A 20,660-nucleotide genomic window follows, 5' to 3' on the forward strand; every position below is an offset into this window, starting at 1 on the left:
CATGGTTACCGTGGAGGTGATAAAACAGTTGAAGCTTATACATTATTCTGTACAGGAAACAGATACACTTTATCCAGTGAAGGCGTGGCTTCCGGAAGATATGAGCGCTATTCCAATTGGCAAGCTGGGGCAATTTCATTTTCCAAAAGGGTATTATGTATATGCTGGCAGTGCCAAACGGAATATTCGTGCGCGGGTGGACAGGCATCTTCAGATAGACAAAAAGAAGCGCTGGCATATAGATTATTTACGCCCTTATTTACAAATTGAGGCTGTGCAAACGTATCCCGGTTTGGAAGGGGAATGCGGGCTTTTTCAGCGGTTGATGCGGGAAAATGCAGGAACAATGCCGGTAAAAGGCTTCGGATCATCGGATTGCAGATGTTTTTCGCATTTGTTTTATTCTGGTGAGGAAATGCCTGATTTTATTGGTTTTTAGCATCAGCAGCGGAATATTTAGGCAGAGAAAAGGCTGCTGCAGTCAATTCTATTCCTGCAGCAGCCTGTCTTTAATGTTCTCTCCGGGCAAAATCCACGAAACGAAACTTATCTGGACGATGCCTGGATTCGGTATATTGAAATAATGTCGCATCGTCTAGATAGACATAATTTTTTATCACCACGATATTATGAAAACCTTCTAAATCTAATAATTCACGGTCCTCTGCTGTTGGTTCTTCTACAATGATTTCTTTTTTTGCAAAGCTGATAATCAGTCCTAACTCATTTTCAAGATAGTTATAAATAGACGTTTCAGCAATGTCTTTGGAAATGTACGGAACCGTTTTTGTGATTAAATAATCCTTGTCCAAAATAATACGCTGTTCAGAGAAGGAACGGGTCCGGATAATTTCCCAGACTTCCTGGTTATCCTTGAGCTTTAATTGCTTCTGGATAAAATCATTTGCGCTGACTTTGGCACATTGATGAACAGCAGTAATTGGCTTTTCTCCCATTTTATCAGCTAATTCTTTAAAGCTGACTAACCCGGATACGGGAAAGTCAAATTTATTCCGTTCAATCACCGTGGATCCTTTCCCGCGGATTTTTTGAATATACCCGTTTTGAGCAAGCAAATTTAATGCTTTCCGAATTGTTTCCCGGGAGGTTTGATACTGCTCGGCTAATTCATTTTCCGAGGGAAGAAATTCATTTGCTTTAAACGTTTCTTTTTCTATTTTTTGGACCATTTCTTGATAAATAAGGACATATTTATTTCGCATCGCAATTAACTCCAGTTATTTCTTTAGATAGTAAACAACAGACTCATACGGCCGCAGTGAAATCTGATCTGACGTTAAAGATGGGGAATCGGTATAGTTAGACAGTATAATCTCGCTGTCTGTAAATGCACGATGAATCGATTCAGGTAAATCCAGCTCTGCTTCGTTTGCGTAAAAATTGTTTACTACTAATAGTTTTATATCCTCATTTTCTCTTATATACGCAAAAATTGCAAAGTCCTTTGGTAAAATCAGCTCATATTTTCCATCTGTTATCACTTGGTAGTCTTTTCGAAGCTGAATAAGCTTCTGATAGTGGTAAAAAATAGATGTTTTATCGGCCACTGCAGCTTCTGCATTGATTTCTTGATAATTATCAGGAAGACCGATCCAAGGAATACCTTCTGTGAACCCGGCATTGGCTGAATGGTTCCATTGCATAGGAGTTCGAGAGTTATCACGGGACTTTTGCTGCAGAATTTCAATAATTTCCTGATTAGATAAGCCTTCAGCTTTTTTTATTTTGTACATATTCAGTGATTCGACATCGCGGTATTGGGAAATATCTTCAAAACCAGGGTTGGTCATGCCGATTTCTTCTCCCTGATAAATATAAGGCGTACCCTGCATCATGTGCATCGTTGTTGCCAGCATTTTTGCAGATTCCTTATGGTATGTTGTATCATCTCCAAAACGGGAAACGATTCGCGGCTGGTCGTGATTACACCAGAAGAGCGCATTCCAGCCGCCGCCTTCTTGCATCCCGGTCTGCCAGTCGGATAGCAGCTGCTTGAGATAAAGAAAATCAAATGGTGCTTTTGTCCACTTATCCCCGTTTGGATAATCGACCTTTAAATGATGGAAGTTGAATGTCATATCCAGTTCTTCGCGTTCTGGATTTGTATATTTGATACAATCCTCCATGGAGGTAGAGGACATTTCCCCGACAGTGAGGGTTTTACGTCCTTTAAAAACTTCCTGATTCATTTCATGAAGAAATTCATGTACCCGCGGGCCGTCTGTGTAAAATTTACGTCCGTCTCCTGGTGGTACACTGCCATCATCGTTTGGAAAACGCTGGTCTTTAGAAATTAAGTTGATCACATCTAAACGAAAGCCATCTACCCCTTTATCCAGCCAAAAATTCATCATTTGATAGACATCGTCGCGGACTTTTTCATTTTCCCAATTGAGATCTGCCTGGGTAACATCGAAGAGATGCAGATAATAAGAGCCGGTTGCTTCATCATATTCCCATGTGTTGCCGCCAAATTTGGACTCCCAGTTTGTCGGCAGCTCGCCAGGCTTGCCATCCTTCCAAATATAATAGTTTCGGTAAGGGTTATCCTTCGATTTTCTGGATTCCTGGAACCATTTATGACTGGTGGATGTATGGTTTACAACGATATCCATAATTATTTTTAAACCAAGTCGATGTGCTTTTTCCATCATTGTTTCAAAGTCTTCCATGGTTCCAAATTCTGGTTGGATTGCATAGTAATCAGCAATATCGTATCCATTGTCTTTTTGAGGAGAAAGGTAAATAGGGGTAAGCCAAATGACATCAACCCCCAGTTCTTTTAAATAATCGAGTTTTTCTGTAATTCCGTTAATGTCGCCCATTCCGTTGCCTGTCGTATCGTTAAAGCTTTTTGGATAAATTTGATAAACGACGGATTTTTGCCACCATTTTTCTTCCATAATCAACCTCCTAAATGTTGCTGTGTTTCAATTATTTTTTTATGAATGGAGGAGGGAGAGAGGCTCCCTCCTCACTTTATTTTTTACCTAAGCGTTTGTACGCGTCTACGCCCATTTTTGTTTTGGATAAAATCACTGTCAAGATGAATGGAATAACAATTGCTGCGACCATTGCTACAGCGAACATCAGCATATGCGGTACCTGAATAGATAAGATTCCTGGTATTCCGCCAACACCAATGGAGTTAGCCATGACACCTGAGCCGACTGAAATCACTGCTGCAACGGCAGATCCTGCCATACCAGCGAAAAGCGGGAACAGATATCGTAAGTTAACACCAAACAATGCCGGTTCAGTAACTCCCAAGTAACAGGAGATTGCTGCCGGGATGGTTACTTGCTGTTCTTTCTTATCTTTTCGGTTAAGATAAATCATTGCGACAACGGCAGAACCTTGGGCAATGTTTGATAAGGCAATCATCGGCCAGAGGTTTGTTCCCCCGAATTCACTCATCAACTGCAAATCAATGGCATTTGTCATATGATGCAAACCAGTAATAACAAGCGGTGCGTAGGCAAATCCAAATACCGCTGCAAATAACCAGCCGACTGCAGAAGTTAATCCGTCATATACAATATTTGAGATCCATGTACCGATTGTCCAGCCGATAGGGCCTAAGATTACATGGGCAATAATTACTGTTGGAAGTAATGCAAAGAAAGGTACAAAAATCATGGATACAACCTGCGGGATAATTTTTCGCAAGCCAATTTCTAAATAAGCTAATACAAAACCTGCTAAAATAGCCGGGATAACCTGGGCTTGGTAGCCAATCATTTCAATTTGGAAGAAGCCAAAATCCCAAACCGGTACTTCGGATGTTTCGACCACACTATAGGCATTTAAAAGCTGTGGAGAAATTAATGTAAGACCTAAAATAATTCCGAGTACTTGTGTCGTTCCCATCTTCCTGGAGATAGACCAGGTAAGAGCAACAGGGAGAAAATGAAAGATCGCTTCAGCAATCAGCCAAAGAAAATCATATAAACCTGCCCAAAATTGGGAGGAATCAGCCAAGGTCAGCGTTCCATTATTCAGCATCTCAATATCACCAATTACGTTTCGGAAACCTAGGATCAGTCCTCCGACAACCAATGCGGGAATAATCGGCGTGAATATATCTGCTAAATGAGATACTAGCCGCTGCATGATATTCATATTTTGCTTTGCAGCTTCTTTGACATCTTCTTTAGAAGTGTCACCAACCCCAGAAATTTTTGTGAATTCATTATAAAAGGAAGCAACTTCATTTCCGATAATTACTTGGAATTGTCCAGCCTGTGTAAAGGTTCCTTTTACCATATCAATATCTTCTATAGCTTCGACATCTGCTTTTTCCGGGTCATTTAAAACAAACCGCATCCTGGTAGCGCAGTGTGTGACCACAGATATGTTTTCACTTCCACCGACTTTTTCCAGCAGTTTCTTTGCGTCGCCAGTAAATTTACTCAATGTCTTACCTCCTCTTTGTATCTTGTATATACAAGTGTTATCGCTTACAGTTTAACTTGTATATACAAGTTTGTCAATAAGAAGTTGAAGGATAAAATGAAACTTCTTTCAGTGGGGGTTTTTTTATCCCCGCTGAAGATTAGTTGAACGAATCGAGCCGTTACTGGCTGTTGGATCTCCCACTTAGAATTTTTGATTTCCCTCCATTCTTGAAGTGGGAGTCTTACAAAACCCTTCGGTGGGTCGAGTAATCGCAGCTCCAGTCCCAGCCAGTTACACTGCGATAAATTGTTATCATTTTGTGAATCTTGTATATTGAAGGCAGGAAAACAGGGAGGGTAATTAAAGTGGATTCAAATAGGAGGGGGCATGATGGAGATGCAAGAAGAATATCTGCATGTCGTACGCAAAAGGTTTCAGAGTGTGAAGGAACTTGGCGATAAAACGATCAATCAATTGGCGGAAGAGCATATTCATTGGAGTTTGAATGAAGCATCCAACAGTATTGCTGTGATTGTAAAGCATTTGCATGGCAATATGGTATCGAGATGGACCAATTTTTTAACATCAGATGGTGAGAAGCCAACCAGAGACCGTGACCACGAATTTGAAGAGACAATATATTCTTTGCAAGAATTAAGAAACACCTGGGAAAACGGCTGGAAAGTCCTCTTTCAAGCATTGCATGAAGTAAGCGGTGATGATTTATTAAAGACTATTCTGATTCGGAGTGAAGAACACACAGTAATAGATGCGATTGAAAGACAGCTGGCTCATTATGCTTATCATGTTGGACAGATTGTTTATATAGGTAAACAAGTAAAAGGGGAGGACTGGGAAACACTGAGTATTCCTAGAGGGGAATCGGAAGCGTATTTAGAAGAAATGCGGAGAAAATATAAATAAAAGGCTTTTGGGTGGCTTCTTCTTGCCACTCAAAAGCTTTTTAGAGAGAGAACACTATATTTTGAATTAATGGAGTTCAGGCCAATAATCTTTATTCGCAATCAACATTTCATCAAGGACTTGTTTAGCTGCTCGCGCAGACGGTACGGTTTGATTTAAGGTAAATGCTTGTAAGGCTTTGTCATAGGAATTCTCAAAAAATGCATCCACAAGCAGTTTTTCTGCTGCAACCTGTGCTTCCATCATTCCTTTATGAAAATCATTGATAGGATGTAAAGCAAGCTGTTCTACACCGGTGGCGCCGATATAGGCAGGGACCTCTACAACTGCATCTTCTCTTAAATTTGGAATTGACCCTTTATTAGGTGTAATAACCATAAAACGTTTCGGTTCATCATTTAAAATCGCAACAGCTATATCTACAATATAGTTACCATGTTCACCAAAGTTGAAATGCAGAATATCTTCTGTTTCTCCATTTCTGATTTGTTCTGCCATTTTACGTGTGTTTGCTTCACGGCCCTCCATCACCATATTGGCTCTGGTGAAGTATTTATCTTCATTTTCAACCATAAGATCGGGGAACCAGTAATATTCTAAATAATTATTAGGCAGTGCCTCAGGGAAATATTTCACCATGGCAGACATCAGTTGATACGTCTTCGCCCAATATCGATCTCCTTCATTAAATTCGGCAACGTCCATATTAACTTGACGCAGCTTGTCAATAATTTCAGGCATAACATCCCGTTTTAACGACGTATCATATATTTTGCTATACCAGCCGTAATGATTTAGACCATAGTAAGTTGGTATCCAGTTTTTTCTGTCGTACCCAAAGTTAGATGCAATGGTCTCTTCCAGGGATATGGTCATATCACACACATTTATCATATTGGCATCAGGATATTTTCTCCGTATTGCTTCGGAAATGATAGATTCCGGGTTCGTGTAGTTAAGAATCCAGGCATCTGGAGCATATTGCTGTACATAGCCTACAATCTCCAATATTCCGCCAATGGAGCGTAACCCGTATGCAAAACCGCCCAGTCCGCATGTTTCCTGGCCTACCAGGTCGTATTTTAACGGAATTTTCTCATCTTGTTCTCGCATAGCAAGACCGCCAACACGAATTTGGGAGAAAACAAAGTCCACATTTGTGAATGCTTCTTCTGGATTTTCTGTTACAACCAGCTTCATATCTTGTCTGTCCTTATCAATCAATAACTGATTGATAATTAACTTCATATCTTTATTTCTTTTTGGATTGATATCATATAACCGCATTTCTGTAATAGGAAATTTACTGCTATTACTTAATAGCGCAGAGACGATACCTGGTGTGTAGGTACTTCCGCCGCCGGCAATGGTTATGATTAAATTATCCTTCATTCTTTATTCCTCCAGTACATGACTAAACTTTTTATTCTGTTTCTTTTCCGAGATAATTATCTACATCCTCTTTGAGATTTTGCACAGATAATCCGATGATTACTTGAATGGCATTTCCGTTTTTAACGACACCTGATGCGCCGAGGCTTCTAAAATGCTCATCAGAAGCTATTTTTTCAGGATCCGTGACGAGCACTCTTAACCGGGTAGCGCAATTTGTAACATGCTCAATATTTTCTGGTCCGCCGAGAAGGTCCACATATTCACCAGCCAGATTCTTTTCTGTGGATTCTGCGCTTTTCTTTTCTTTATAGTCTTCTTTTCCATAAAGTTTGACTTCTTCATCAGTACGTCCTGGTGTTTTAATATTTAATTTCAAAATCATAAAACGGAATACAAAGAAGTAGATAAAGAAGAAGACGATACCAATGGCGATTTGGATTAAATAGGTCATCCAGTGATTGCTAAATAAAGGTATCCAGTTCATGGACATGAATTCCAGCAGTCCGCCGCCAAAATTTCCAGTGACGCCAAATATATACATCGTTGTAGCCAGAAAAGCATCCAGAACAGCTTTTACAGCAAATAATAATGGTGCAACAAAAATATACGTGAACTCAAGCGGCTCGGTAATTCCTGCCAAAACAGCCGTTATGGTTGCGGGTATTAATAATCCGGCGACCACTTTTCTTTTTCCTTTTTGTGCTGTTACATAGATAGCTAAAGCGGCAGCTGGTAAGCCAAATATATTGGAATTCCCCTGCATGGCGAATCCGCCTTCTGGGAATAGTTCTTTCAAGGAAGCAGTAGATTGGGCGAAATCACCCATATTTGCTGCCCAATTGGCATAAGTTCCGCCGTCAATAATAGCTGGTCCAAACTGGAATGGTCCGTAAATAAAATGATGTAATCCTGTCGGAAGCAAAATCTTTTCTAAAAAGATATAGAGCCATACACCGAAATTCCCCGCGTTAGCTAAAAATCCTTGAAGGGATGCAATCCCCATTTGGATGTAAGGCCATAACCAGGCAGTTAAGAAAGCAACCGGCAGCATAGCGAAGAAACCGATAATGACTACAAATGCAGACCCTTGAAAAATACCGAGATAGTCTGGCAGTTTCGTATCATAGTATTTATTGTGCAAATATACCGCAATAGCGGATATAATAATTGCGCCAAGAATGCTGGTATCTAATGTTTTAATCCCTGCAATCTCTGCTAGCCCGCTGACACCGCCGGCCTCTTGGCTGAAATCAACATTAAAAAATCCAGGAAAGCTTGTTAACATCGCATTAATGAAATAATTAAAGGTGAGAAAAATGATAATTGTTTCCATTAACGCTCTGCCATTTGCTTTGGCAGCCAATGCTACCGGAATGCCCATTGCAAAAATGAGGGGCATTTGATTAAATACGGTCCAGGCACCTTCTTCAATGATGAACCAAATCTTAGACCATGCAGTGCCTTCTTCTGCAAGACTGCCCATAATAAGAGGGTCATTAAAAAGTGTCGAAAAGCCTATGACAATCCCTGAAAATGCGAAAAATAAAACCGGAACAAACATAGCGCTTCCAAACCGTTGGAATTTCTGCATCATCTGTATTTCCCCCTAACTTAAAATAGTAATAGATAAAAGTTGTTACTTTTTCTGCTCCAAATAATCTAAATACGACCGGAAAAGCGCCTCAACCATAACGAAAAAGGTAGAAAATGTTGTAATCTCTAAAGCGAGATGGCTTTTTTGCGGATGAGCAAACGCATACATTCTTAAATCAGTTAATTGAGCAAGCTTGTTATTCTTTAAATCTGTAATTGACATCAATGGAATCTTTTTAGCAGCAATCCGCTGTGCAAAAGGAAGCATGGAAGGCGTATTGCCTGAAAGTGAAATAATAATAATTAAATCGTTTTCAGTTAAATCGTCCATTAATACATGAAAATCCATTTCGTCATCAATCACATGGACATATTTATTGAGTACCCAAAAATATCTTTTCAGTTCATTTGCACACAATTTTTGTTCTGTTCCTGTTCCGTATACAAATAAACGCTCGGATGATTCAATGGCTTCGCATATTTCTTCAAAGTCCCAATGCTGCAGCTGCTCAATATTCATTTGTATATCAGTGATGAGGCTTTTTTTATAAGACTTTTCTGAAGTCTCCTTTTGTTCCTGCCATTTTATTGCATATTTCATTTCGCTAAAACCCGCGAATCCAATCTTCTTAATAAATCTGGATATCGTTGATTTTGATGAATGACATGCATCAGCCAGTTCCCTGATGGTCATCTTCTCTACAGCTTCACGATGCTTCAGAATATAGGAGGCTATCGACTTATCTGTGGCATTAAATGTTTCATAATATTGGTTAACTGCTTCTTCTATTAAATCCATTTTTATCACTCCTGTAAGTCTTCCTTTACAAGGAGTATAATTTAAAAATCTGTATAAAAGCAATCACCTCACTATCCATAAATTTTTTCCTGCCGGCGATGGAAGGGGTTTCAACTGATTTTAATTTTAAATGCTGTTTTCAAGAACAACAATAGATGGAAGCGATTATGGATGCCTTTACTCATGCTGACACATGCGTTCATTTTCCGGGACATGTCCCAATGAAAAAAGCATTTATATGAAGCTGGGATTTTAGAGAGGATGAGAAATCCTTTTTAGAGCAGCTGATTGAAAATATTATGGTGGAGGGAACAGAGAGCGGCGTTTTTGAAGAAAATAATAAGAAGCCCCAGGAGGTTACCTTCACAGAGAGCTTCATTATATTCAGAGCAATATTTTGTTTATATTAAATATCTTCTATAAAATGTTCAGCGTACATATTCCAATACTTTTTAAATACGCGATTTTTCTTATTATCCCAATTAATCTGCTGATACATCCGGAAAGTAACGAGAATATCCTTATCCAATGAGGTAAATGGCCGCAGAATCAATTGTTCTGTTTGAATCTCCAAGATAACTTCACTCCCTTAATTATGTTCTTTACTCGCACTAAAGGTTATGAGAGAAGGGTCATTTTCTTGACCATAACCAATGTCATAATCGATGGAACTGAAACCGATATGTTTTAATAAACCTTCTAATTCCTTCAATCCATACCAGTAAAGAATGAAATGGGAGATTTCGGTTTTCTTTACAGCACCTTTATGCAGCAGTTCATATTTATGGATATAGGAAATTTTTTGTTCCAGCCAGTCGATGCCTTTGCTTATACTTGTAAATAATATCCCTGAATCCTCTGTTATAGGATAATTGCTTATTTCCATATCACCCGTTTGAAAGCCGATTGGCAATAAGGTATCAAAAATAAATAGTCCGTCTTCCTCCAGATGATGATAGATTCTTTGAAGGAAGGTATCGATTTGGTTTCTGGAAAGCAGACAAAAACTCCCTGAAGGCATAATGATGGTGCTATACTTCTGTTTTAAATCAAGCTGTATCAAATCTTGATTAAATAAATTGGTGTTTACTTGATATTTTTGCATATTGGTTTTGCACTGCGTCAGCATCTCTGGTGAGATATCTACGCCGTCTATGGCTATTCCTTCTTTTAAAAGGGGGATTAGCATTCTGCCTGTACCAACACCGGCCTCCAGTACCGAACCCTGTCTATTTTTTACTTTCTCAAGATAATATTCCATGTCGCCGTTCAATGAATGTCCAACTGGTTTGGTAACTTCATATAATTTTGTACTTAGTTCCCCGTACTCTTTGAACATACCTATCCCTCGATTCTGTCATATTCTTATTTCAAACTGCAGCATTCGTGAAGCATATATTACCATTCTATAATAAAATGGAGGAATAATCTAAAAAAGGATAAAAAGGTAGAAGTATTGCTAGTAATGTTATTCGAAAAAAGCTTGCCCTATATAACAAAGGCAAGCCATTCTGTGTTAAGAGGCACTTTCAACAGCTATTTGCAATGCGTCTATTGGATTGTCGATGCTCTCATCAATTTCATAAACGGTGTTTCCTTGCTGCCAGCGGATTCTGCGTCATTTTCTTCCGTACTATCCGTCTCAGAAGCAGTTTCTTCATCCGATTCCTGCTCCTGCTGTGAGGTGTCTCTTTCTGCCTGTTAAGCGCTCTGACATGCCCCCAGGATAAGTAAGAGTGCCATGCCAGGTGCTGCAAAATATGATTTTTTCAGTCTCATGCTGTATCACTCCTTCTAATGTATATATTTAACTTATTTTTTAAAATGAATCCTGAAGTTCAAGATTGCTTTTGACAAATAGACAAATAGCAAAATGTTAGGTTGAAAAAGTGATATACTGGCTGTAGCTTTTTTTTTAAGGAGGAATCGACATGGAAGCATTCTTTGATAATGCTTGCTCTAGACTAGGCACCTTTTTGGTCTGAGAGGTCTGAATATAGTAAGCCGGAATAAATAATGAATGATCTCTTTAGGCCGTAAGTTTTAATAAATAGCCTAATATAATGGAGTGAATTCGAATGGGAAAACAAGTAATTGAGCCGTTTTTAACAGTAGCGAATTATCGTTTTATAGAGCAGCAGGCACATAAAATTTTAAGAGCCTTAACCACCACGAAGGATAAAAATGTCATTCTGGCAGTACGCGGAATTGTAAAAGCAGATGTTATCGATTCCTTTACATGGTCTGAAGAAGAAGAAAAAGTAATCCAACCGTTGATAGATATAACAGACCGGACAGAGGGAGAAGCTTTTTTAGAACAGCTAACATCCTATATTGTTCCATTTAAAACAGTAGAAGCAAGTAAATTAAAAAGCTTATTTAAAAAGGAGAAAAAGTTGAAGCTTCCAACCCTTGAGGAGATGGATTTTCAGCACATTTCTTATTTAGCTTGGGATGATCCCGGGAAATTACGCAGATATATGGTGATAGAGCAAGATAGTGGGTTTAAAGCACTTAAGGGTACTTTTACACACCCTTCAACGAAAGGTATTTGTGCGCTTTGCAATCAGCACTCAGATGTTGTTCGTTTAACCACTTCCGTAAAAGGAGAGGTTCCCGGAACATTTACCAAACACTATAATTATATCTGCGCTGACAGTCAATTATGCAATCAGCAAGTAACGGATATAGAGAAGGTAAGAACATTCTTTGATAGAGTCACTAAGTAACTTTTATGAAAACAATTTAAAAGCAGACAGGTAAAGAAGGTGCGTACTTTCTTTGTCTGTCTTTTTTAAAGAATAGGAAAGTATATAAAAAATGCTGAATATAGCCGCTTTAGAAATACACTACGCTTTCCGTGGGCCCCGAGCTCATCTCCTCTAAAGAAGACTTGCTGATTGGCAAGCCGTCAGGCGCAGACAGAAGCATAGTCGCACTTATGCCCTACGGGTAGAAAAAAAGAAAAACACTTTTTTTCCTGCGGGGTCTTCCCACTGGGACTGGGACTGCGATTACTCGTCCCATCGAAGAGCTTTTGCGATTACTCGCCCCATCGAAGATCACTGCGCATTCCCACAAGAGTCTCCGTGTATTTCTTCCGCTAGAATTATGTTTTATTTCCTTGTAAAAAAGCAAATAAAACATAATTCCACTTGGATGAGAGCGGATGTTGTCGACTCCTGCAGGAAAAGCAACAGGTAGACCTGAGCAGGAAGCGATTTTCTTCCGAGGAGATTTAAGCGTTGCCCGCGGAAAGCGACTTCCCGTAGCGGACATCTGCTCGAAAAGAATACCATTATTTTAAAGACCAAGTGATTTTCTTGGTTTTTCTTAGAATGAAAACGCTAAAGAAAAGCCATTCCAGATCCTGTAACAGATCTAGAACGGCTTCAATTCGATTAATTACTTTTCAGAAGGGAATACATTTGAATATCAACAAAACCTTTGTTTACCTTTTCATATTGCCGTAATGTTCCTTCAAAGCTGAATCCCAGTTTTTTCAGGACTTTCACCGAATTCACATTTGCAGGCTCCACTTTCGCTTCGATCCGATTTATTCCCAAATTCTCAAAAGCTTCATGGATCAGTACCTGGATTGACTCAGGAGCATATCCATTTCCCCAATGCGCTTTCGCAATATCATAGCCAATCTCAACCCGGGCATTTTCAAGGTCGATAGCATTGAAGCCGCAGCTGCCGATAATTTCCTGTGAATCCAAATCAATCACGCTGTAGCGGATGGCTTGATTGGTTTCAGCTAATTCATTCAATGTGTTAATCATTTCTATGGCCTGCGATTCGTGTGTGAAAGCAGAGATATTCATAAATGCTGCTACTGCCGGGTCAGACCAAATATGAAATAGAGCATTGGCGTCAGATGTCTGCATTTTTCTCAAGACTAATCTTTTTGTGAATAGTTCTTCTTTCAATACTTTTACCTCCAATAATCATTTAAATCTATTGTAAAAAGTATTGCTATCTGCGCATCATTCAGTCCCTTCAAGGTTTTCTGGTTAATTTACTTTTTCTTTTTCGGTTTTTCATCCAAAATCGATTTTAATTCTTCAATTTCTTCTTCAGACAAAGAATCTTCTTCAATAAACTGTACAAGCATGGATTTTACCGTGCCGCCATAGATTCGCTTGATAAAGGATTCCGCTTCGGCACGCTGGCACTCATCCTGTGAATAAAGGGGGTAAAAGGTATAGACCCGCTGTTCTTTATTTACACCGGCAACGCCTTTCTGCACTAACCGATCTAACAATGTGCGTACGGTTTTCGCCTTCCAATCTTTTTGCCCCTGCAGGGAGGTAATCACATCATTTGCTGTTTGCGGTGATTTTTCCCACAGGACATTCATTACTTCCCATTCTGCTTCAGAAATACTTGGTACTTTCTCCGTCATGTTCCTCACCCCGGTTTTATTCCTCATAAATTTGTTTATCTTTTAAAATCGCTAAGGTTATTTCTGTTGCTATACTTCCAGAGGCATTATCTTCGTCCTGTACATTTGTTGCGAAGAAATACGTGTTTGTTTCTGTTTCAACAAATCCGACAAACCAGCCATTGATATCCTTGCCGTTTACATTACCTGTTCCCGTTTTTCCGTAGAGAGCAGCACCGTCTTTTTGGTCCATTTGCAGGGCCTCTTTGACAGCTTGGATATGCTCTTCCTGAAAGTCAAAGCGATTGGTATAAAGTTCCTGCAACAGCTCTACCTGCTCTACTGGTGAAATTTTTAAAGTAGATTCCAGCCAGTATGGGTTCGTTCTGTCAGAAATATCCTGGTTTCCGTAATGAATCCGGCTTAGATAGGATTGAATGCTGTTTGCACCTAATTTTTGATCAAGCTGCTGGAAATACCAATTGACAGAACGGTTTAAAGCAGTCTCCAGATTTTGGTCTTGATTCCATTGGTCATAAGGCTGTTCTGTGCCGTCCCATTCGATGGTGCTTTGTTCGGTTGTGATGATGTTTTCTTCTAATCCGAATAAAGCACTATAGATTTTATAAGTAGAATCAGGAGAAATCCGCAGTGTGCTCTGATCTTCATTATAGATATGGTACGCATCCTCCTGCATATCGTACAGAACAAAACTGCCCTCGTAATTTTGGAAATAAGAACTCAGGTCTTCCTCGTTTGTCTGTTCAGGCTTAAAGGAAGTATAACGATTATTGTCATTTGCCATTACAGAAGCAAATGGAATCTGCGTGATTACAAATAATCCAACCAGCAAAAAGATTCCCATGCTTTTGGCACGCAGTAATTTAGAGTCTGCTTGAAAGGAAGCAATCTCTACAATCCGTTTCTTTATCTGCTTTTTAGAGCCATTTAATTGATTTGCCAGCTTATTGTACGAAGGGCTGGAAGATTTATCGATAAAATGAATGATGGTATTTCCGTATTTTTTATGATTTTTGTCATCTAAAGACAACAGTACTGCGTAATCACAAGCAATCTCCCGGTCGAGACGCATTTCTTTAAATGCAATCCAAATCAACGGATTAAACCAGTAGATGATTTGAAAGAAAACCATCAGATAATTTGTAGGGATATCCTTGTATTTATAATGGTTTAATTCATGCAGGAAGATATGCCTGATATCATCCTCAGATAACCATTCTTCAAAATTCGCCGGCAGCACAACAAAGGTTTTACGCAAGCCGAATGTCAACGGGGAATGTACTTCATCGGAAACTCCCAATGAAATATTTTTTGAGATATTTAACTGCTGCTTTGCTCTTTTGAAAAGGTCAAGAATAGCTTTATTTTCCACCGCGGAAATAGATTTTCTTATTCCTTTTAATTTCAGCCATGCATGTATGGAAAGCCCGGTAAATACGAGAGCACCTGCAATCCAGATCCCGCCGGCAATTCCATTGAACAGATCCGTATTTGTCTGCGTTACAGTTACAGAAAAGTCCTGCATCCAATTTGTATTGGTTCCCCCGGATTCGGGCGCTGCAGTATTTATCGAAGCGGTACTTCCTTCGCTGGACGGGCCAGTAAATGAATGGAAGAGGTTGCCGGCAGGAAGAAAGTGCGCAGGGATAAATGGAATGACCAAAGCAGCAAGCAATAAATACCATAGGTTATATTGCCATTTCGCAGATAATTGGCTTTGGAAAAGCTTTTTTATAAGCAAAATAAATCCGACTGTAATGGAAGAAATGATGAAACCTGTAAGAAGCGTTGTTATAAACATGCTTTTCGTCTCCATTCTTCATTTGCGGTAATAATATATAAACAATTTACCGAAAGTTATTTGACGTAAAGAAATACATCCATATTTCTTTCTGCATAAGTGCATCTGAAATTACATCTGTAATACGTTAAAGTTTAGCACGCTGAGGTAAAGTTATCAAACGTTGAATAAGAATGGAAAAATAGGAATTGACATATGAGGACTACATATGTAGTATTGTATTACAGTTGTAGTCAAAAAGAATGTTTAGGAGGAATTTAAACGATGTATATTCAAGGTATTTTTAATAAAAAAGGATTGGCCTTATTGTTATTGATTGCTGTGATAGGGTTAGCAGGCTGTTCCAATGAAGCGGGAAACAGTGATAAAAATCCTGAAGCTGCGGAGCGTGAAACGCAAAGTGAAGAAGTTTTTAAAGAGCTGGAGGATGAATTTGATACAAGACTTGGCGTATATGCGATAGATACGGAAACAAATCAGACTGTTGCTTATCGCGCGGATGAAAGGTTTGCTTATGCTTCTACGTTCAAGGTCTTAGCAGCTGCTGCCATTTTACAAACCGCATCAAGGGAAGACTTGGAGAAAGTCATTACGTATACGGAGGATGAGTTAGTAACTTATTCTCCTGTGACAGAAAATCATGTAGATGATGGAATGAAATTAAAAGAAATCATGGAGGCTGCTATTCGCTACAGTGATAATACAGCTGGAAATTTGTTATTGGAAGAATTAGGAGGACCGGATGGACTGGAAGAAAGATTAAGAGAAATTGGTGACGAAACAATCGAAGCAGACCGGATGGAGCCGGATCTAAATGAAGCAGCGCCGGGAGATACCAAAGATACGAGTACACCCAAAGCACTTGCTGAAAGCTTGCAAAAATATGTGCTCAGTGATTTGCTCTCTGAGGATAAGCGTGATTTGTTAACTGATTGGATGACCGGGAATGAATCTGGAGATACATTGATTCGTGCTGGCGTACCTGAAGGCTGGGAAGTTATCGATAAGAGTGGAGCAGGGGGCTATGGTACAAGAAATGATATTGCTGTCGTATGGCCGCCTGACCATCAAGCACCGATTGTTATCTCCATTTTGTCCAGTCGTGATACAGAAGACGCAGATTTCGATGATGCAGTCATTGCAAAAGCAGCACGAGGTGTCATCGAGCAGATGCAGAATGAAGAATAGGAAGGTGGAAGAATGAAAGGTTATCGAATGATTCTCCTCCTGCTGGTGATGCTGCTTTTGATAATCGTTGGATGCTCCAAAAAAGAAGAGCCGTCAGAGGTACTGGATGATTATCTTTCCAACTGGGAGAATAAAGATTTTTCTGCTATGTATGAACAGCTTTCTGACGAAGTAAAAAATAAAATAACAGAAGAAGCGTTTATCGAACGCTATGAAAATATATATGATGGGATAGAAGCAGAGAATTTACAAGTGACATCGCAGGTAGATTCCAAGGAGCAGTTAGAGTCTGATGGAGGTGTTATGACTCTTCCATATAAGGTAGAAATGAACACCGCTGCTGGTCCAATTGAATACAGGCACCGGCTGACCTTAGAACAGGGAGATGAGGGAGCGTGGCTGGTTAAATGGAATACCTCACAGATTTTTCCGCAGTTAAGTACAGGAGATAAAGTAAAGGTCAACACGTTAGAGGCAGAAAGAGGAGAGCTGCAGGATAAGAATGGAAACGGACTTGCCGTTAACGATGATGCGAATGTTATAGGGGTTATCCCGGGCATGCTGGAAGAAGGAACCCAAACAAAAGAGAAGCTGGCGGAGCTCTTGGATATTTCGGTGGAAGAAATAAATCAGGCGCTGGATGCATCCTGGGTAACACCGGAAGTGTTCGTGCCAATAAAAACCTTGCCAATGGAAGAAGACGATATAGAAGCCTATGTGGAACTTCCAGGAGTAAGCTCCCGCGTGGAAACCGTCCGTACCTATCCGTTGGGAGCTTCGACCGCTCATTTAGCAGGCTATGTCCGGGAAATATCGGCAGAGCAGCTGGGGAAGCTCGATGGTTATGCTGCTGGCGATGTAATTGGAAACGCAGGGTTGGAGAAGGTATTTGAAGATAAATTACGGGGAGAAAAAGGCGCCCATATTTATATCAGCAATGCAGATGGAGATGTAAAAGAAACGCTTGCCAAAAAAGAACCTGTCGATGGAGAAGATGTACAATTAACCATTGATGCTGCACTGCAGCAAGAAATATATAATCAGTTTGACGGGGATGCTGGAACCTCCATTGCGCTCGATCCAAATTCAGGAAAAGTATTATCACTTGTCAGCTCACCGAGTTACAATCCAAATGCTTTTGTAAGAGGACTGTCAGACGAGCAATGGGAAAAATGGAGTGAAGACCCGGATGAACCATTCTTAAATCGTTTTATTAGCCGTTATGCTCCAGGGTCTGTATTTAAAACGATAACTGCATCGATTGGATTAGAAACCGGCATTACCAATCCGGAAAAGGTCCGTCAGATTGACGGTCTTCATTGGACAAAGGATGATTCATGGGGAGATTATTATGTTACTCGTGTTCATGACAAAGCAGATGTCAATCTGCGAGATGCTTTTATTCATTCTGATAATATTTATTTTGCGCAGGAAGCTTTAGAGATGGGGAAAGACAGCTTTTTAGAAGAGGCAGCTGCTTTTGGATTTGGCGAAGAAATCCCGTTCCCATTTGCTATTCCAGCTTCGAATCTGACGAATAATGGAGAAATCGAGCATGAAGTACAGCTTGCTGATACAGCTTATGGACAAGGGCAGGTAATGATGAGCCCACTCCATCTTGCGTTAACATACACGCCCTATCTTAATGAAGGAAACATGCTATACCCTTCTCTGGTTGAAGCGGATGAACCTGAGGTTTGGAAGGAAAACCTTATCAGCGAAGAAACTGCTGATTTGGTAAAAGAGAATTTGATTCAGGTCGTCGAAAGCCCGGATGGTACTGCACACAGCACGTATATACCAGAAGCGGTAATTGGCGGGAAATCTGGAACAGCGGAGATAAAAGGAAGCAAGGAAGATGATAATGGAAACGAAAATGGCTGGTTTGTCGGATTTGAAGAGGACGATTCTGACATATTATTGGTAATGATGGTGGAAGATGTGAAGGACCGCGGCGGCAGCGGTTATGTGATATCCAAGGCGAGAAGTATTTTTGAATATATGCAATAAAGAATAAAAATGAGCATTCACCTGAATCCGGCAAAGAGGATTCAGGTGAATATGTTTTAGATAGGTTTTTTATTCCCCGCCTTCAAAAATGTCCTCCACCTTGTCCTCATCTGATCCACCTTCGTTATCATTTTTCTCTGTATCTTCTGATTCCGCTCCATCTTCATTGTCATTTTCTTCTTGATTTGGTTCTTGATTATCCGGTTCTTCATTTTCATCGTCCTGACATGCTCCAAGAAGAAGCATCAATGAAACTCCTAAGGCTGCAAGGTAGGATTTTTTCAATCGCATGATGTATTATCACTCCTTCTAATGTATGCTCTTACCCGATTTTAACAAAGAAAATCAGAAAAATTGCTTTTGTTAATAAATTGTAAAGAGCTTTAGGGACAACATGTCATGTTTCGTTTCAAATATGGACAAAATGTTCATATAGCTTTATTTATTTCTCTGTCAACTTCTTCATAAAAGTATCCGTATTTGTATAACTCAAGGACGCTTATCCCAAGGCTCTAATGTTCCAATAATTTTTATTTCCTGATTGTGAACAACAGCATCAATCACTCCATCGCTGATTTCCTGATGTGTTAGCCATCTGGAGTCTTCTTTCTCTAAAATAAATCCAAGCTGAATTTGTCTGTACTGGCAGCCCGGATATTTCTTTACAGCAGCATCTTTTATTTGATTTAAACTGGAGCTGCTCCCTAAGATGTGATAGAGTTTCCAAGCTGGATTTTCCTGTGCAACTTCATGACAGATAATATCTAACGCATGGTGCGCATCCGAATGAATCCATGCAATAACCAAATCGATTGGACCGTTCTGAAGGATGGCTGCTTTAATCCTTTCTTTCAGCCCCGCACTATCTTTGTAGTTAACAAATAACGGGGTAATAGAGGAAGCCGCCTCCGTCTTGTTAAGTACTCTCTCCATTTTAGTCTGATTGCGTGCGATAATGGAAACTTTATCTGAATGATCAGCAAGCCATAAAGAAGCAGCGGATAACATTCCTGTTCCGCCGATAACCAAGGTGTGGGCAGGGAGGTCTTTCATTTTATTATGGATGATTTCCAGCCACGGATGCTTCCCGTTAAATTGCTGACGTAATGAATAATAAAGCCACTTTATTTCATTCTTTTTCAGAACGGGAAGCAGCCGTTCTAAATCTTTATGATCCTTCTCTCTGATAACAGAGCTGCCGCCCTTATATAACAATTGTATCTCCGGCTTTATATAGGGTATACCATCGTCTGTGAGTGCTCCAATCCTGCTGATAGACCGTTTGATTTGGTTATCTCTTTTGTAAATCCATTCGTCATTCTCTGAATCTATTAGCATGATTTCGAATAACCAGCTTGTTCCCTGCTTCTTTCTGACCCAAAGACTGCCTGATGCTACGCTTAGGCTTTCAGAATCTTCCAGCTGTGTCAACATACCGTTATCAGCAATAAATAATTCATAGCTTTCTCCTAAATACTTTTTTAGTGCATCTAAATCTTCGCTTCTAATCAAAATATCCATATCGCCATGCTCTCTTGTCTGCTGTCCATAATGCAAATCAAGCGCCCAGCCTCCAGCAATCCACCATGACACAGAGACATCTTTCATCAGGTGATTTATTTCTTCCACTGTCAAAGCTTCCCAAGGATAATGCTGCAAAAAATCTCCCCTCTCCATATATTTTCTAGTAGGGCCTTTTATGTTTATTGTAAAAGCGTTTGCGCGAATCAGCAATGAAACCTATTCATTTTTCCTGCTAAATAAATTGTTATTTTCTGAAATTAATATTTGTGTTACATTAAAGTGGGGGAGTGGTAAAAAATGGACTTCGAAACGGAAGAAGTATCCACAAAAGAAGCATTTCAAAAGGAAAAAAAGAAATTGCTTCCATCAAGTATACGATTTTTTTGTGTGTTCTTATTTGCTTCCTTGTTGATGATGGTTATACGAAGTAATTATGCTAATGTAATTGATTATATTGTGCCACCGTTGATTGGCTTTTTTATATATTATTTTGTACAGTACGCTGAGGTAAGGAGAGCTTGCGGTAAAACACGAAATAATTTTAGAAAAAGAAAATAAAGAAAGTTCAGAATGTATTTTATAAAAACGTTGACTTTGTA

At 39.6% G+C, this 20,660-nt stretch carries 19 protein-coding genes; 6 read left to right on the top strand and 13 right to left on the bottom strand.

Annotated features, from left to right (window positions below):
* Nucleotides 1-28 precede the first annotated feature (28 nt).
* Nucleotides 29-439: a GIY-YIG nuclease family protein gene (locus BN997_RS08480; RefSeq protein ID WP_244882356.1), complete on the top strand. Its 411-nt coding sequence runs from the start codon at nucleotides 29-31 to the stop codon at nucleotides 437-439.
* Between the two features lie 70 nt (nucleotides 440-509).
* Here the strand turns inward: BN997_RS08480 and treR are convergent, their stop codons facing one another.
* The 3 genes from treR to treP all read right to left on the bottom strand — a co-directional run bounded on the left by treR (nucleotide 510) and on the right by treP (nucleotide 4,437).
* Nucleotides 510-1,223: a trehalose operon repressor gene (gene treR, locus BN997_RS08485; RefSeq protein WP_042531352.1), complete on the bottom strand. Its 714-nt coding sequence runs from the start codon at nucleotides 1,221-1,223 to the stop codon at nucleotides 510-512.
* A gap of 15 nt (nucleotides 1,224-1,238) precedes the next feature.
* Complete coding sequence (treC, locus tag BN997_RS08490) at nucleotides 1,239-2,924, bottom strand: alpha,alpha-phosphotrehalase (protein WP_042531354.1); 1,686 nt, start codon at nucleotides 2,922-2,924, stop codon at nucleotides 1,239-1,241.
* A gap of 76 nt (nucleotides 2,925-3,000) precedes the next feature.
* Complete coding sequence (treP, locus tag BN997_RS08495; protein ID WP_042531356.1) at nucleotides 3,001-4,437, bottom strand: PTS system trehalose-specific EIIBC component; 1,437 nt, start codon at nucleotides 4,435-4,437, stop codon at nucleotides 3,001-3,003.
* 372 nt (nucleotides 4,438-4,809) lie between these two features.
* Between treP and BN997_RS08500 the strand changes: the two genes are divergently transcribed.
* Complete coding sequence (locus BN997_RS08500; RefSeq protein ID WP_042531357.1) at nucleotides 4,810-5,343, top strand: DUF1572 family protein; 534 nt, start codon at nucleotides 4,810-4,812, stop codon at nucleotides 5,341-5,343.
* A 66-nt stretch (nucleotides 5,344-5,409) separates the two neighbouring features.
* On the opposite strand, the gene BN997_RS08505 is transcribed toward BN997_RS08500, so the two are convergent.
* The 5 genes from BN997_RS08505 to BN997_RS08520 form a co-directional block, all read right to left on the bottom strand.
* Nucleotides 5,410-6,735 (bottom strand): family 4 glycosyl hydrolase, encoded by a 1,326-nt coding sequence (locus BN997_RS08505; protein WP_042531360.1) that lies wholly within the window; start codon nucleotides 6,733-6,735, stop codon nucleotides 5,410-5,412.
* 31 nt (nucleotides 6,736-6,766) lie between these two features.
* Entirely contained in the window at nucleotides 6,767-8,332 is a 1,566-nt protein-coding gene (locus BN997_RS08510) for an alpha-glucoside-specific PTS transporter subunit IIBC (protein WP_042531362.1), read from the bottom strand.
* A 42-nt stretch (nucleotides 8,333-8,374) separates the two neighbouring features.
* On the bottom strand, nucleotides 8,375-9,130 hold the full coding sequence (locus BN997_RS08515; protein ID WP_042531364.1) for a MurR/RpiR family transcriptional regulator: 756 nt from the start codon (nucleotides 9,128-9,130) through the stop codon (nucleotides 8,375-8,377).
* A gap of 406 nt (nucleotides 9,131-9,536) precedes the next feature.
* Nucleotides 9,537-9,704, bottom strand: a complete 168-nt coding sequence (locus BN997_RS22890; protein ID WP_175297024.1) for a hypothetical protein — start codon at nucleotides 9,702-9,704, stop codon at nucleotides 9,537-9,539.
* 15 nt (nucleotides 9,705-9,719) lie between these two features.
* Nucleotides 9,720-10,469 (bottom strand): class I SAM-dependent DNA methyltransferase, encoded by a 750-nt coding sequence (locus tag BN997_RS08520; RefSeq protein WP_042531366.1) that lies wholly within the window; start codon nucleotides 10,467-10,469, stop codon nucleotides 9,720-9,722.
* Between the two features lie 739 nt (nucleotides 10,470-11,208).
* On the opposite strand from BN997_RS08520, the gene BN997_RS08525 reads away from it, so the two are divergent.
* Nucleotides 11,209-11,859 carry a FusB/FusC family EF-G-binding protein gene (locus BN997_RS08525; protein ID WP_042531369.1) on the top strand — a complete coding sequence of 217 codons (651 nt, stop codon included), beginning with the start codon at nucleotides 11,209-11,211 and terminating at the stop codon, nucleotides 11,857-11,859.
* A 672-nt stretch (nucleotides 11,860-12,531) separates the two neighbouring features.
* Here BN997_RS08525 and BN997_RS08530 read toward each other — a convergent pair.
* The 3 genes from BN997_RS08530 to BN997_RS08540 all read right to left on the bottom strand — a co-directional run bounded on the left by BN997_RS08530 (nucleotide 12,532) and on the right by BN997_RS08540 (nucleotide 15,339).
* Nucleotides 12,532-13,062, bottom strand: coding sequence for a GNAT family N-acetyltransferase (locus tag BN997_RS08530; protein WP_084612891.1), 531 nt, complete (start codon nucleotides 13,060-13,062; stop codon nucleotides 12,532-12,534).
* 89 nt (nucleotides 13,063-13,151) lie between these two features.
* Nucleotides 13,152-13,538: a penicillinase repressor BlaI gene (gene blaI, locus BN997_RS08535; protein ID WP_042531371.1), complete on the bottom strand. Its 387-nt coding sequence runs from the start codon at nucleotides 13,536-13,538 to the stop codon at nucleotides 13,152-13,154.
* Between the two features lie 16 nt (nucleotides 13,539-13,554).
* On the bottom strand, nucleotides 13,555-15,339 hold the full coding sequence (locus BN997_RS08540; RefSeq protein ID WP_042531372.1) for a BlaR1 family beta-lactam sensor/signal transducer: 1,785 nt from the start codon (nucleotides 15,337-15,339) through the stop codon (nucleotides 13,555-13,557).
* A gap of 264 nt (nucleotides 15,340-15,603) precedes the next feature.
* Between BN997_RS08540 and bla the strand changes: the two genes are divergently transcribed.
* A complete protein-coding gene (gene bla / locus BN997_RS08545) occupies nucleotides 15,604-16,527 on the top strand; it encodes a class A beta-lactamase (RefSeq protein WP_042531374.1) in 924 nt (307 codons plus the stop codon).
* Nucleotides 16,528-16,539: 12 nt separating this feature from the next.
* A complete protein-coding gene (locus BN997_RS08550; protein ID WP_042531377.1) occupies nucleotides 16,540-18,537 on the top strand; it encodes a penicillin-binding transpeptidase domain-containing protein in 1,998 nt (665 codons plus the stop codon).
* Between the two features lie 69 nt (nucleotides 18,538-18,606).
* On the opposite strand, the gene BN997_RS08555 is transcribed toward BN997_RS08550, so the two are convergent.
* The gene (locus tag BN997_RS08555) at nucleotides 18,607-18,828 is read right to left on the bottom strand and encodes a hypothetical protein (RefSeq protein WP_042531378.1); all 222 of its coding nucleotides are present in this window, start codon (nucleotides 18,826-18,828) and stop codon (nucleotides 18,607-18,609) included.
* Between the two features lie 198 nt (nucleotides 18,829-19,026).
* The gene (locus BN997_RS22895) at nucleotides 19,027-20,196 is read right to left on the bottom strand and encodes a short-chain dehydrogenase (RefSeq protein WP_052484959.1); all 1,170 of its coding nucleotides are present in this window, start codon (nucleotides 20,194-20,196) and stop codon (nucleotides 19,027-19,029) included.
* Between the two features lie 162 nt (nucleotides 20,197-20,358).
* Between BN997_RS22895 and BN997_RS08570 the strand changes: the two genes are divergently transcribed.
* Entirely contained in the window at nucleotides 20,359-20,619 is a 261-nt protein-coding gene (locus BN997_RS08570; RefSeq protein WP_042531380.1) for a hypothetical protein, read from the top strand.
* The last annotated feature ends 41 nt before the right edge of the window (nucleotides 20,620-20,660 follow it).

The organism is Oceanobacillus oncorhynchi, assembly GCF_000821065.1.
GTDB lineage: Bacteria > Bacillota > Bacilli > Bacillales > Amphibacillaceae > Oceanobacillus > Oceanobacillus oncorhynchi.